This window comes from Grimontia sp. NTOU-MAR1 (assembly GCF_035758505.1).
GTDB classification, from domain to species: Bacteria; Pseudomonadota; Gammaproteobacteria; order Enterobacterales; family Vibrionaceae; genus Enterovibrio; species Enterovibrio marinus.
Map to the genome: position 1 here is coordinate 3,620,459 of NZ_CP142108.1, position 13,713 is coordinate 3,634,171.

The window sequence follows — 13,713 nt, forward strand, 5'->3', positions numbered from 1 at the left end:
GCTCGGATTCTGTGATTTATGCGCTAAGCGCTAGCTCCTAGAGTTATTTCTCAATGGCAACTACAGTCTTGCTATTCGGCAGCCAAAACGAAATCACTGTGGTTGTTGCGAGGAAAGCGAAAGACACCCAGAGACACGCTGCGAATCCCCAGACTTGGAATACCCACCCCGAGAGAATGGTGCCAATCAAGCGTCCCATTGCGTTCGCCATGTAATAGAACCCAACATCCAGCGAAACGCCGTCACCTTTTGCATAACTGACAATCAGGTAAGAGTGTAGTGACGAGTTCACAGCAAAAACAGCACCGAACACCATCAAGCCAACAATGATAACGGTTTCAGGATGCCATTGTTGTTGCACGCTGACGGCGATGATCCCTGTGACGACGGAAAGCAACATTGCCCAATAAATTGCGGCTTTGCCATCCGGCGTTTTACCAGAAGCTTTGCCTGTGATCTTCGGAGCAATTCCCTGAATAAAGCCATAGCCAATCACCCAAGTTGCCAGAAATGCACCGACGGCACTGTGGTCCCAGCCAAAGGTGGTACCGAGATAGATGGGAAGGGCAATCACAAACCAGACATCACGGGCACCGAACAAGAACATACGGGCAGCAGACAGAATATTCACACTGCTGGATTTCGAGAATATCTCTGAGAACTTAGGCTTGGTTTTCGCTTTGCCGATATCCGACTTCAGGAACAGCAGGCTGCCGATAAATACCAGCAGCAAGACACCCGCCATCGCAGCAACCGCAGATTGGAAACCAATCAAGGAGAGCAGTGCACCGCCCAGGAAGAAACCAGCACCTTTCAATGCGTTCTTAGATCCAGTAAGGATCGCAATCCACTTGTAGAGTGCGCCCTGTGCATCTTCAGGAACCAGCGTTTTGATTGAGCTCTTGGCGCTCATTTTATTGAGGTCTTTGGCAATGCCGGACATGGCTTGCGCTGCCATTACCCAAGGAATACTGAGCCAAGCTGTCGGTACCGCCAGCATGGCGAGCGCGACAATTTGCATGCCGAGACCAATGTTCATGGTTCGGTTAAGACCCAACCTTGCGCCGAGCCAGCCGCCAATCAGGTTGGTCACCACACCAAAGAATTCATAGAAAAGAAAGAGTGAAGCGATTTCCAGACTGGAGTAACCCAGGTCATAAAAATAAAGCACCACCAACATGCGCAGTGCACCGTCAGTGATGGTAAAATTCCAATAATTGAATGTCACCAGCATGTACTGGCGAACGTGGGAATTTAATTGAGACAACATAACAACCCGCCCAAAAAAGAGCTGCATTTGCAGCTCTTGATATTTCTTCTGTGTTTACGCTAGACCTACTTTACGTACCAACTCTGCGGTGCGCGTAGCGTAGCCCATTTCGTTGTCATACCAGGCGTAGACTTTCACCATGCGCTTTCCTACCACCATCGTAGAGAGTGCATCAACGATAGTAGAGCGCTGGTCGCCTTTGTAATCGATAGACACCAGTGGGCGCTCTTCAAAGCCAAGAATGCCTTTCAGCTCGCCTTCAGACGCTTCCTTCAGCAGAGCGTTCACTTCTTCTGCGGTAGTGTCGCGCTTCACATCGAAGATGATGTCAGTCAGAGAGGCATTCGCCAGCGGAACACGGACTGCGTGGCCGTTAATTTTACCTTCCAGCTCAGGGAAGATTTCAACGATAGCTTTCGCGGAACCTGTGGTGGTTGGGATCAAACTCATGCCACAGGCGCGCGCACGGCGAAGGTCTTTGTGCGGTGCATCCAGAATGGTTTGGGTGTTGGTGAGATCGTGAATCGTCGTGAAAGCAGATTGCTCGATACCCAGTTTATCGTGAATCACTTTCACTACAGGAGCGATACAGTTGGTGGTGCACGATGCCGCAGTCACGATACGGTGGATTTCTGGGTCGAAGATGTTGTCGTTGATGCCTACAACAATGTTGGCAATACCGTTTTCTTTCACCGGTGCAGAGACAACAACGCGTTTAACGCCTTGCTCGAGATATTGATTCAGGAACTCGGATTTACGGTGTACACCCGTTGCTTCGATAACAACGTCACAGCCAGACCAATCGATATCACTGATGTTCTTTTGCTGTGTAGTGCGGATGGTTTTGCCATTGATCAGCATGGCATCGCCATCGGTGGTGACTTCGTGATGCCAGCGACCCTGAACAGAGTCGAACTCCAGGAGGTGAGCCAGCGTCGCTGTATCGCCAGCGACATCGTTGATTTGGACAAACTCAAGTTCAGGCCAGTCGAATGCGGCGCGAAGTGCCAGACGGCCGATACGGCCAAAACCATTAATTCCTATTTTAATAGACATCTCAATTTTCCTCTAAACACAGCACTCTGGGCGAGATTTCATCTCCGAGAGGCGCTTGATATCTTGCTGGTATTCTTGTTTAAGGCAGTTCGAATCGACCAGCCCCTGAATTTGTTTGCGCATCCAACCGGGAAGTTGGTCAGACAAGCGGTAAAACACCCATTGACCCTGGCGGGTATCCAAAATCACGCCGCTTGAACGAAGCAACGCAAGGTGACGAGACACCTTGGGTTGGCTTTCACTGAGCGCAGTCGTTAGCTCTGCGACACAGACTTTTTGCTCGCGAGCGATAACCAATAAACAACGAACTCGGGTTTCGTCGGAGAGCAATTTAAAAAACTGATGGGGCAACATGCTCACATCCTCATATATGGATGTGCGTATATTAAATTCATCATAATGAGAGTCAATCAGAAAGGAGGAAATGTCATCAAAGCTTCATACTTGGAGCAAGAACGAAACAACAGAGTCTTAAAAACTCTGTTGTTTCGATGGGAGCTATTTGGAAATGAGTTCCCAACTAAGGGCCGTGCCCGCGGGAATATCAGAGAGTGCGATTCGTCCCATGACTGCATCATAGTGCTTAGGCGCTAAACCAAACCCTGGACGAACGCTTCTCACGTTGTCTGGATTAAGGGTTTCACCTTTCTTGATGTCTTGGGCAACATAGAGCGAACGGCGGAATTGCACGTTACCTTTTTCGGCGTCTTTTAACTGATAACCCGCTCGTCCCAATGCCTGCCAAGCGGTTTCTGTATCCCGACAGAGTGATGCCAGTTCATTAGGCTCCAGAGAAAAGGTAGAGTCTGGGCCCGAGTCATTGCGGCTCAGAGTGACGTGTTTTTCAATCACGGACGCGCCGAGCGCAACAGCAGCAACAGAGACTGTGGTACCCAATGTGTGGTCAGACAGACCGCCTATCACACCGAACTTTTCTGCGAGATCGGGAATGGTACGCAGATGGCTTTGGGAAGCTGGAGCAGGGTAGGCGCTTATGCAATGAAGAAGTACCAGTTGCTCACAACCATTGTCACGGGCAGTCGCTACCGCTTCGGCAATCTCATCACCGTTAGCCATGCCTGTGGAGATGATCATCGGTTTTCCGGTTTGCGCCACATAACGGATCAGCGGTAAATCGACTGCTTCAAACGACGCTATCTTGTAGGCAGGTGCATTGAGATCTTCCAGCAAGTCTACTGCTGTAAAATCAAACGGCGTGCTGAACAGTGTAATGCCCACGTCCCGCGCTTTATCAAACAGCGGCTTGTGCCATTCAAAGGGCGTGTGGGCTTCTTGGTAAAGGTCATAAAGAGTGCGACCATCCCAGAGCCCGCCTTTGATTTGGAATTCGTCAGAATCGCAATTAAGGGTGATGGTGTCAGCGGTATAGCTCTGCATCTTAATCGCATCAGCGCCAGCGCGTTTGGCCATTTCAATGGTCTGGAAAGCACGTTCGATGGAGCCGTTATGGTTCGCTGACATTTCAGCGATGATGTAAGGCTTGTGGTCTGGGCCAATTTTACGGCCATCGATGGTAATAAACGGGGTCATGATGCTGTGTTACCGTTCCAGTATTCACGTGAAAGGAAGAAAGCAAAATAGTCTTTGTCTCCCTCTGCTGTAATTAGAGTTTGCGTGTCCTTTTCCTTTGAAAAGCCAAGCTTGTGGTGAAGGTAAAGGACTTTTGGATTGCTGCAAAGCACCCGGCTGCGAATACCTTCAAGCCCCAACTTATCAAAGCCAAGGTGCAATGCTTCAAATAACAGCGTAAAGCCAGTGCCTGAGGGCGCTTCAGGGGATTTATAAAACCCCCATTCTGCGGTGTTTGATTGTCTTTCAATCTCGGTGAAAGAGACCATGCCAACCGGCGTTCCCTCAGCGTGCGCAATAAAAATCTGTTTCGTGGCGTCAGTTGAAGCTTTGGCAAACCAGCGCTCATGCTCCTCAGCACTGATCTCATGTTGGGTGAACATCATCTCGCGAACGCCAGGGTCATTTCGCCAACCTCGAACCATGGGTAAATCTTCGGTCGTCATGGGGCGGAATATCATCTGATTATTCGTTTCTGGCGGACACAATCTTTCCATGACTTCGACTACACGCTGTGCACCATTGCCATCGATATCTGATTTTTCCAAGCGATAAGGCAAAGTCTTCCAATGTTCTGCCAGCCATTTCAGCTCATTGGCGTAATCGTGCTCGGTGGTTTTATCGCTGACACCAAGGTAACGATACAGGCCGCTGGCACCAAGGTGTTCGGCCATTTGGCGTTGGTTTTCTGCCACGGAAACGAGGGTTCCCGGCACACCGAGACTCGCGCGTTCAATCGCGCTGACACCGGCACCGCCAAAGGCATAACGGCAGGCGGCAAGCTCAGCTTCGTAGTCGGGCAGGTTGTCAGAAAGCGTCACGAATTCCGGTAAAGGCAGCGACGCAATGTCGTCTTTCCTTGGGTTCGCCAGCCCGTGCACGACATGCAGCCGGAAAGGGAGTGAATCAAAGTGTCTGCTGGCGTTCAAAAGCTTAATGCATTCGCCACTTGGGTCTGTGCCACTGAAAAAAGCCAGTACGACATTCTTCAGCGCTGGAGGTTGCTGGCGAAGCTCGGAAAAGCGTGGGCGCAGCAGGCCAAATTTGGGTCCCAGAAGTTGAGTGCATTCCTTTGACACAACCTGATGATAGCGGTTTTCAAAATCCGGCCACGGGTTGTGGTCTAAGAGCACATCACACTTGTGTTCGCGGTTAGCCAGATCATCAATGGTAAAGATTTTGGCACCCGATGTACGCATCAAGTCTTGCCACTCACGGTCGAGCGCATAATGATCCATGGCAATCCAGTCAGGCTGAAACCCTTTCAGTGCTGCCAAACATTCGTTCGCATCAGCTTCCTGTGTCACGCCGAGCCAGTGTTTGTAATCGTCGGCATCGGGTAAGAAGGTTTCCTGAATGGTTTTCAGGGAAATCACCTCGACACCCTCAGCTTTGCTGTAATCGATAAGGTTGCCCGTCAGAGGGCGGCTCAGAAGCACAACCTCATGGCCGCGCTCAATCAGCTTTTTTGCCAATACCAGACAGCGCATGATATGTCCGGTACCAATCTGGCTGGAGGCATCGGCGCGAATGGCAACCTTCATAGCTCTCCCCGCTGTTCAAGAATTTGATAGAGCATTTCAGCGCGGATCCAATCGTCGGGCTCATCGATATCCTGAACCCGGAAATGAGGGATCTGAACGGCTTTGGAATGTGGTGCGAAAATCGGTTTTCCGGAAAGGAAAGCGTCCGGCTTGCCCCAGTAAAACATCCCCGCATCGTGATAAGCGGTCTCTAAATCCTGTGATCGGGTGGAGAAATTCTCAGGCCAGAACATTTCCACATTGCCTTCGCCATTCATTCGGATACTGCGCTGAATGGGGAATGAAAAGCGTGTGGCGGCGAACGTGTATTGGGTCTGTTCTTTTTCCAGCAGTTCCAGACCTTCTTCCAAATCCTTGGCGCGGGTAAACGGCACGGTGGCATAAAGACAGCAGACCGAGCCCAATGGACGGGTATCGTTCTCCTGAAGCCATTCGATGGCATGTTTGATCACGTCCAACGTTGTCGCATGGTCATTCGCGATATCTGCAGGACGAAGGAAAGGCACCTCTGCGCCATGTTCTTTGGCGACACCGGCAATATCCTCGCTGTCTGTCGAGACAATGATGCGGTCAAACAGGCCAGACTTTTTGGCAACATCAATGGCGTAGGCAATGATTGGCTTGCCAATGAAGGTTTTGAGGTTTTTTCCCGGAATACGTTTGCTGCCGCCACGGGCAGGAATAATACAGACTTTCATTTCGTCCTCAGCGCAGCGCGTCAGCCAGAGCCTTAATCACTGTGTCCTGCTCATCTTCCGTCATATCAAAGTAAAGAGGCAGGCTGAGCGCAGCTTGATAATAATTTTCTGCAGCAGGGAATTGTCCCCACTCAAATCCCAATTCGCGGTAATACGGTTGGGTGTGAACCGGAATGTAATGCACGTGTACACCGATGCCTTTCGCGCGAAGTTCATCAAACACGCGGCGGCGGCAATCTGGTTCCGCTAACTGGATGACATACAAATGCCATGCCGATTTACTGGCGGGAAGTAATGTTGGTGTGGTCAGTGGCAGTGCCAACAGCTTTTCAGTGTAGCGATCTGCAAGTGCTTGTCGGCGTTCTACAAAAGCATCCAGTCTCGCCAGCTGAGAAGTTCCCAGCGCGGCTTGAAGATCCGTCATGCGGTAATTGAAACCCAGTGACTGCTGCTCGTAGTACCAAGCGCCTTGGTTGCTGTCGACCAAAGCTTCCATATCCCGGGTAACACCGTGGCTGCGAAGATTCTCCATCGCTTTGGCGAGCGCTGGATTGTTGGTCAGTGCCATACCACCTTCTGCGGTGGTGATGATTTTTACCGGGTGAAAGCTGAAAACGGTGATATCGCTGTATTGGCAGTTACCAACATACTTATCCAGATATTTGCCGCCAATGGCATGAGAGGCGTCTTCGATGATGCGGAAACCATACTGCTTTGATAGCTGATGGATAGCTTCCATATCGCAGCTTTGGCCGCACATATGTACCACGACCACTATATGCGGCAGAGTGTGTGTCAGCTTTGCGTGTTCCAGTTTTTCAGCTAAACGCTTTGGGCAAAGGTTGTATGTCCCTGGGTCGATATCGACGAAGTCGACATCTGCACCACAATACAAACCACAGTTTGCTGAGGCCACAAAGGTGTTGGGAGAGGTCCATAAACGCTGACTTTTGCCAAGCTCCAGCGCCAGGCAAGCAATATGCAGCGCGGAAGTCGCACTGTTAAGTGCGATGGCGAACTCAGCCCCCACTTTATTTGCTGTAGCTTGTTCGAATTCTCTGACTCTAGGACCCTGAGTGATGAATTCAGAATTGATTGCTGATAAAACCGCTTCAATATCACTTTGCTCAATAGATTGCTTACTGTAGCTATTCATTGTGTCTCAGGCTTACGCTATAACATCCAACTTTTCAGCAAATTTCATGCCGACAAATTTTTGACTAAGAAAATAAAAGATGAATTTGTAGGAAAATAGATGATTGCAATTCTAACTGATTTGGAATGTGTTGTTTTTATAAAAGTGATGGGTAGGTGATCAAACGAAAAAAAAGACAATCTCTTTCGAAATTGCCTTTTATTGTGATTAGCTGAGATGCTTACTTGTGACGTTCCTTCAGCTTATTTGCTACATCTTCGAGCGAGAAGCCTTGGTCTTGCAGCAGCACCATCAAGTGGTACATCAGGTCTGCAGACTCGTTGATCAGCTCCTCCTTATCGCCCGACGTCGCTGCAAGCGCGACTTCGACGCCTTCTTCGCCCACTTTCTGCGAAATGCGCTTGGTGCCCTTGGCATACAAGGACGCCGTATAAGACGTTGAAGGAGCGGATCCTCGACGGGAAGCCAGCACCTGCTCCAGTTGATGAAGAAACACCAGAGCAGGTTTGTTTGCGTCGTCTTCTCCCCAGCAGGTTTCGGTGCCAAGGTGACAGGTTGGGCCGATTGGGTCGGCTTGCACCAGCAGGGTGTCTTTGTCGCAGTCCACAGCAATGTGTTTGAGACGCAGCACGTTACCGGAGGTTTCGCCTTTGGTCCAAAGACGCTCCTTGGTGCGTGAGAAAAAGGTCACTTGCTCGGTATCGAGCGTTTTTGCCAGCGCGTCCTGATTCATGTAACCCATCATCAGAACCTGTCCGCTCTGCGAGTTTTGGACAATGGCTGGTACCAAGCCGTCGACTTTTTCCCAGTCGATGCTTTCAGCGAGCGCCGCGTTTGATTGTGTCTGGCTCATAAGCGGATCTCCACGTCTTGTTGTTTTAAGTATTGTTTCAGTTCACCAATGTTGATGATCTGCTTGTGGAATACAGACGCTGCCAATGCACCGTCAACATTCGCTTTTTTGTAGGCTTCGGCAAAGTGCACCATTTCACCTGCGCCGCCCGAAGCAATCAGTGGAACGTGACACACTTCGCGGACCATGTTTAATTGCTCAAGGTCGTAGCCGTTGCGCACGCCATCTTGGTTCATCATGTTCAGCACGATTTCACCAGCACCACGCTTTTGCACTTCCTGCACCCAGTCGCGGGTTTCCCATTGGGTCGCTTTGGTGCGGGTTTCGTCACCCGTGAACTGATAAACCTGATACTTGCCTGTGTCTTTGTCGTAGTAGGAATCGATACCGACCACGATACATTGCACGCCGAATTTCTCCGCAAGCTCGGTAATGAGCTCTGGATTAGCCAACGCAGGTGAGTTGATGGAGATTTTATCTGCACCGAATTCCAGAATGCGTTTGGCGTCCTCTGCGGTTTTAATGCCGCCAGCGACACAAAATGGAATGTCGATGACTTCTGCCACACGCGCGACCCAGCTTTTGTCAACCACACGGCCATCACTGGATGCGGTGATATCGTAAAACACCAGTTCGTCTGCGCCTTCTGCCGCGTAACGCGCGGCCAGCGGGACGATATCGCCGATGATTTCGTGGTTACGGAACTGAACGCCTTTCACCACCTGACCATCGCGAACATCAAGACATGGGATTATCCTTCTTGCCAGCATGCGAATGCCTCCTCTGCAGTGAACTTGCCGTCCAGCAAGGCTCGGCCGACGATAACGCCTGCGACGCCTGTGCCTTTCAGCGCTTCGAGGTCAGCCAGTGAGCCGATACCGCCGGAAGACTGGAACTGAACCTGTGGGTACGCTGCACACAAGTCTTTGTATAGATCGACGTTGGAACCTGCCAAGGTGCCGTCACGAGAGATGTCAGTACACAGCACGTGCTTGAGACCAACCGTCAGGAAATCGTCCAGCAGCGCTTCGATGGTCACGCCAGAATCTTCCTGCCAGCCGGAAACCGCGACCATACGGTTGCCGTTGTCATCAATGTTGATGTCCAGCGCCAGCACGATTTGCTCTGCGCCGTATTTTTCCATCCAGCCTTTAACCAGTTCAGGTTGCTTAACAGCGGTTGAACCGATGACGACACGTTTTGCGCCGGCACGTAGCAGCTCTACCACGTCGCTTTCTTTGCGCACGCCACCGCCAATTTGGATGTTGGCTGGTGTGCTGGCAATCAGTTTTTCAATCAATGGCAGCTGACGGGCAGAGGTATCTTTTGCTCCGGTCAGGTCTACCAAGTGCAGCCAGTTTGCGCCTGCGTTGTGGTAAATCGCGAACTGTTCGCTTGGGTCAACTTTGTATTCGGTAACTTGTCCGTAGTCACCCTGATAGAGACGGACGACCTGCCCATCGATTAAATCCAAAGCGGGAATAATCATCCTTAATTACATCTCCAAAAAGTTCTTAATCAGTTGCGCACCAGCTTTGCTTGAGCGCTCAGGGTGGAATTGCACACCGTAATAGTTGCCACTTTGCACTGCTGCGGTAAACGGCTTGCCGTAGTCGCATTGACCAATGGTGTAATCACCGACTGGCATGGCGTAGCTGTGAACAAAATAGAAGTAGCTGTTTTCTGGAATGTCTTTAAACAGCGGGTGATTGTTCACTGGGGTGACCGTGTTCCAACCCATGTGGGGAAGTGGCAACTCGCCGGTTTCCATCAAGCTGGTGTCGGCATCAACGTGGCCTAGGCAGTTCACCTGCTCTTTGCCTTCCTGTGAGGATTTACCCAGAAGCTGCATACCAAGGCAAATGCCGAGAAGAGGCTGTTTTACTTCGCGTACCAGCGAAATCAGGTCGCGCTCTTCCAGGTTTTTCATCGCCTCGGACGCGGTGCCGACACCCGGAAGAAAGAGTTTGTCTGCTGCCAGCACGACATCTGGGTCGCGGCTGATCGTGACATCGTAACCGAGGCGCTCAATCGCAAAACGCACAGAGCTGACGTTCGCACAACCCGTGTCGATGATGACAATCTTTGCATCGCTCATTACAGCACCCCTTTGCTGCTTGGCAGCTCGTTACCTTCTACGCGAATCGCCTGACGCAAAGTGCGGCCATAGGCTTTAAACAGGCTTTCCACGATGTGGTGTGTATTGTCGCCGTCTGATGACAAGTGCAGAGTACAGGCCATGGTGTCAGTCAGTGAGCGGAAGAAGTGCTCGACCATTTCTGTAGAGAGGTCGCCAACCTTGTCCTGAGAGAAGGTCGCTTCGAACTTGAGGTAAGGACGGCCAGACAAATCCAGAGCACATTGCGCAAGACACTCATCCATTGGCAGACTGAAACCGAAACGACCGATACCGCGTTTGTCACCCAGCGCTTCTTTCAGCGCCTGACCCAGCGCGAGCGCCGTGTCTTCTACTGTGTGGTGATCGTCGATGTGTAGGTCGCCATCAACCGCCACTTCCATACGGAAGCCACCGTGGGTCGCGATTTGATCCAGCATGTGGTCGAAGAAACCAAGGCCAGTGCTGATCTTATTACCGCCAGTTTCATCGAGGTTCACCGTGATACGGATATCCGTCTCTTTGGTGGTGCGAACAACCGTTGCCACGCGAGGGTTGGTGGTCAAATCCTTCAGAATTTGCTGCCAGCCCATGGTTTCCGGGTTGTATTGAATACCGCGGATTGCCATGTTTTCAGCAAGCTGCAGGTCGGTCTGACGGTCGCCTATCACGGCAGAAGTTTTGAAATCCACACGGCCTTGCTGGAGGTAATCTTTAACCAAACCAAGCTTTGGCTTGCGGCAGCTACAATCTTCGTGGTCGAAGTGCGGGCAAATCAAAACGTCAGCAAATTTCACGCCCTGAGATTCGAAAATCTCCATCATCATGTTGTGTGGGGCGTCGAAATCTTCCTGTGGGTAGCTGTCAGTGCCCAGACCATCCTGGTTGGTCACCATCACCAGCTTATAGCCAGCGTCTTGCAGCGCCAGCAGGGCAGGGATCACGAATGGCTCAAGCTTGAGTTTGTCGAGGCGGTCGACCTGAAAATCTACAGGTGGCTCAACAATCAGCGTGCCATCGCGGTCGATAAAGAGGATTTTTTCTTTCACTACAAATTCCTTTTGTTGCGCTCTTTATGCCAGTTGCTGGCGGATAAAGGTCAGGGTCTTTTCACACTCTTCGCGGTTGCCCACGCTGATTCGGATGCATCCTTCAATTGGCGAACGGCGCAAGATAATGCCGTTGTCCCAAAGGGCTGAGAACAGAAGGTCAGCGTCTGGGAATTTCACCAGCAGATAGTTGCCATAGCCATCGAACACTTCCACGCCCGGCAGCATCGCAAGACCCGCCTGCAGATAGGCACGGTTGGCATTCAAGTCCAGCACTTGATACTTCATGCGGGCAAGGCCTGCTTCGCTTAACGCCTGTACCGCGATTTCAGTAACAGGCACTGGCACCGGATATGGCGCAATCACTTTGGTCATCAATTGAATGATCTGCTGATTCGCCAGCGTGAAGCCACAACGCAAGCCCGCTAAAGCGAAGGCTTTTGACAGCGTACGAAGAATCGCCAGGTTCGGGTAGCGTACCAGTAAGTCAACGGTTGAGGCTTCTGGACAGAAGTCGATGTAGGCTTCGTCCATGACTACCAGCGCGCGGCCAGCCGTCATTTCCAGCAGTGTTTCAATATCGTCGCGGTTAATCAGGTTACCGGTCGGGTTGTTTGGGCTACACACAAACACCAGTTTGACGCTATCAAGATTCTTTTCGATTTCCGGCAGGTTTAATTGCCATTCATCGGTCAGCGGCACTGTTTTGCGCGCAACACCGGTTGTTTCTGCGCTGATGGCATACATGCCGTAAGTTGGTGGGCAGAACAGAATGCTGTCTTCACCGGTTTCACAGAAAGTACGGATCAGTAGTTCGATGCTTTCATCTGCGCCACGAGAGGTCAGGACCTGCTCTGGGCGAACACCTGCGTAGTCTGCGTAAGCACGGATCAGTTCTTCAGGCTGACAGGTGCTGTAGCGGTTTAGGCCAGCGCCGTTGATGGTGTATTCGTTGTTAAATGGTGATTCGTTAGCATTCAGCCAAACATCACCAGAGCCGCCCAATCGGCGGGCGGACATGTAAGGGGTCAGTGCTTGAACGTCCTTACGGGCTAATTTTTCAATATCCATTGCTTCCCCTTTGTTATTTTTTGTTATTGAGCTTTTCAACACGAAGGGTCACGGCGTTTCTGTGCGCATCCAGACCTTCAGCGTTAGCCATCGCAACGACTGTCGGGGCCAATGCTTGCAAGCCATCAGATGACAACTCTTGCACTGTCATGCGCTTGCTGAAATCGGCAAGGCCAAGGCTTGAGTAGGTGCGCGTATAGCCGTAAGTTGGCAGTACGTGGTTGGTGCCAGATGCGTAATCGCCAACAGATTCCGGCGACCATGCACCCAGGAAAATCGAGCCTGCATTATCCAGCAGTGGCAGCAATTCACGTGGGTTCTTGGTCTGAACAATCAAGTGCTCAGGGCCGTAGTTGTTTGAAATCGCAACACACTGGGTCAGGCTGTCTGCAATGATGATGATGCTAGAACCCAGTGCCTGGCTTGCGATGTCAGCGCGGCTCAGTGCTTTTAGCTGTGCTTTGACAGCGTCAGCCACTTTCTCTGCCAGCACTGGCGACGGTGTGACAAGCACAACCTGAGAATCTGGGCCATGTTCAGCCTGACTCAGCAAATCTGCAGCAACGAAATCCGCATCAGCATCTTCATCTGCAATCACCAACACTTCAGAAGGGCCAGCCGGCATATCAATCGCTGCACCTTGGTGATCATTGCTGACCTGACGCTTAGCTTCGGTCACGAAGGCGTTACCCGGACCAAAAATCTTATCAACCTTGCTCACTGTTTCAGTGCCGTAAGCCATGGCTGCAACAGCCTGTGCGCCACCGAGGTTGTAGACTTCATCGATGCCACAAAGCTTGGCAACGTAAAGAATTTCATCGGCGATTGGTGGTGGAGAACAAAGCACCACTTTACGACAACCTGCAATTTGTGAAGGCACACCCAACATCAATACGGTTGATGGCAGCGGCGCACTGCCACCCGGAATGTAAAGACCAACGCGGTTGATCGGGCGGGTCATCAGCTCACATACCACACCCGGCATAGTTTCTACCGTCAGTGGCTCTGCTTTTTGCGCTTTGTGGAAGCAGGCGATGTTGTCGTAAGCCTGTTTGAGTGCTGTTTTGATTTCCTCACCCAGACGAGCTTCCGCCGCATCGATTTCGCTTTGTGAAACCTGAATATTCTCAGGTACCACTTTATCGAATTTCTCTGTCAGTGCTTTCAGCGCAGCATCACCGCCAGTACGGACTTGTTTGATCACGCCTTCAACGGCTTCAGTGATTGATGCACTTTCAGAGATAGCAGGGCGCTCAAGCGCTTTCGCCTGCTGTGTATCACTGAGGGATTTCCAAACCACTGTTTTCATG

Annotated in this window: 14 protein-coding genes; all 14 read right to left on the reverse strand. The window is 51.1% G+C overall.

Annotated features, from left to right (window positions below; genetic code table 11):
* Positions 1-43: 43 nt before the first annotated feature.
* Positions 44-1,270 carry an organoarsenical effux MFS transporter ArsJ gene (arsJ, locus tag VP504_RS16805; RefSeq protein WP_325892175.1) on the reverse strand — a complete coding sequence of 409 codons (1,227 nt, stop codon included), beginning with the start codon at positions 1,268-1,270 and terminating at the stop codon, positions 44-46.
* 54 nt (positions 1,271-1,324) lie between these two features.
* Complete coding sequence (locus tag VP504_RS16810) at positions 1,325-2,326, reverse strand: ArsJ-associated glyceraldehyde-3-phosphate dehydrogenase (protein WP_325892176.1); 1,002 nt, start codon at positions 2,324-2,326, stop codon at positions 1,325-1,327.
* 12 nt (positions 2,327-2,338) lie between these two features.
* On the reverse strand, positions 2,339-2,680 hold the full coding sequence (locus tag VP504_RS16815) for a metalloregulator ArsR/SmtB family transcription factor (RefSeq protein ID WP_325892177.1): 342 nt from the start codon (positions 2,678-2,680) through the stop codon (positions 2,339-2,341).
* 144 nt (positions 2,681-2,824) lie between these two features.
* A complete protein-coding gene (gene pseI, locus VP504_RS16820; RefSeq protein ID WP_325892178.1) occupies positions 2,825-3,877 on the reverse strand; it encodes a pseudaminic acid synthase in 1,053 nt (350 codons plus the stop codon).
* Entirely contained in the window at positions 3,874-5,460 is a 1,587-nt protein-coding gene (gene pseG, locus VP504_RS16825) for a UDP-2,4-diacetamido-2,4,6-trideoxy-beta-L-altropyranose hydrolase (protein ID WP_325892180.1), read from the reverse strand. The genes pseI and pseG overlap by 4 nt, the downstream gene beginning before the upstream one ends.
* On the reverse strand, positions 5,457-6,158 hold the full coding sequence (gene pseF, locus VP504_RS16830) for a pseudaminic acid cytidylyltransferase (RefSeq protein WP_325892181.1): 702 nt from the start codon (positions 6,156-6,158) through the stop codon (positions 5,457-5,459). Before pseF ends, pseG begins: the two co-directional genes overlap by 4 nt.
* A gap of 7 nt (positions 6,159-6,165) precedes the next feature.
* Entirely contained in the window at positions 6,166-7,314 is a 1,149-nt protein-coding gene (gene pseC, locus VP504_RS16835; RefSeq protein ID WP_325892183.1) for a UDP-4-amino-4,6-dideoxy-N-acetyl-beta-L-altrosamine transaminase, read from the reverse strand.
* A 220-nt stretch (positions 7,315-7,534) separates the two neighbouring features.
* Positions 7,535-8,167, reverse strand: coding sequence for a bifunctional phosphoribosyl-AMP cyclohydrolase/phosphoribosyl-ATP diphosphatase HisIE (hisIE, locus tag VP504_RS16840; protein ID WP_325892184.1), 633 nt, complete (start codon positions 8,165-8,167; stop codon positions 7,535-7,537).
* A complete protein-coding gene (hisF, locus tag VP504_RS16845) occupies positions 8,164-8,937 on the reverse strand; it encodes an imidazole glycerol phosphate synthase subunit HisF (protein ID WP_046305799.1) in 774 nt (257 codons plus the stop codon). The genes hisIE and hisF overlap by 4 nt, the downstream gene beginning before the upstream one ends.
* Positions 8,919-9,656 carry a 1-(5-phosphoribosyl)-5-[(5-phosphoribosylamino)methylideneamino]imidazole-4-carboxamide isomerase gene (gene hisA, locus VP504_RS16850; protein ID WP_062705008.1) on the reverse strand — a complete coding sequence of 246 codons (738 nt, stop codon included), beginning with the start codon at positions 9,654-9,656 and terminating at the stop codon, positions 8,919-8,921. The genes hisF and hisA overlap by 19 nt, the downstream gene beginning before the upstream one ends.
* 6 nt (positions 9,657-9,662) lie before the next feature.
* The gene (gene hisH / locus VP504_RS16855; RefSeq protein WP_062662602.1) at positions 9,663-10,265 is read right to left on the reverse strand and encodes an imidazole glycerol phosphate synthase subunit HisH; all 603 of its coding nucleotides are present in this window, start codon (positions 10,263-10,265) and stop codon (positions 9,663-9,665) included.
* Positions 10,265-11,332, reverse strand: a complete 1,068-nt coding sequence (gene hisB, locus VP504_RS16860; protein ID WP_046305804.1) for a bifunctional histidinol-phosphatase/imidazoleglycerol-phosphate dehydratase HisB — start codon at positions 11,330-11,332, stop codon at positions 10,265-10,267. The genes hisH and hisB overlap by 1 nt, the downstream gene beginning before the upstream one ends.
* 24 nt (positions 11,333-11,356) lie before the next feature.
* On the reverse strand, positions 11,357-12,397 hold the full coding sequence (hisC, locus tag VP504_RS16865; protein WP_156168218.1) for a histidinol-phosphate transaminase: 1,041 nt from the start codon (positions 12,395-12,397) through the stop codon (positions 11,357-11,359).
* Positions 12,398-12,416: 19 nt separating this feature from the next.
* Positions 12,417-13,712, reverse strand: a complete 1,296-nt coding sequence (gene hisD, locus VP504_RS16870) for a histidinol dehydrogenase (protein WP_325892185.1) — start codon at positions 13,710-13,712, stop codon at positions 12,417-12,419.
* Position 13,713: the final 1 nt, after the last annotated feature.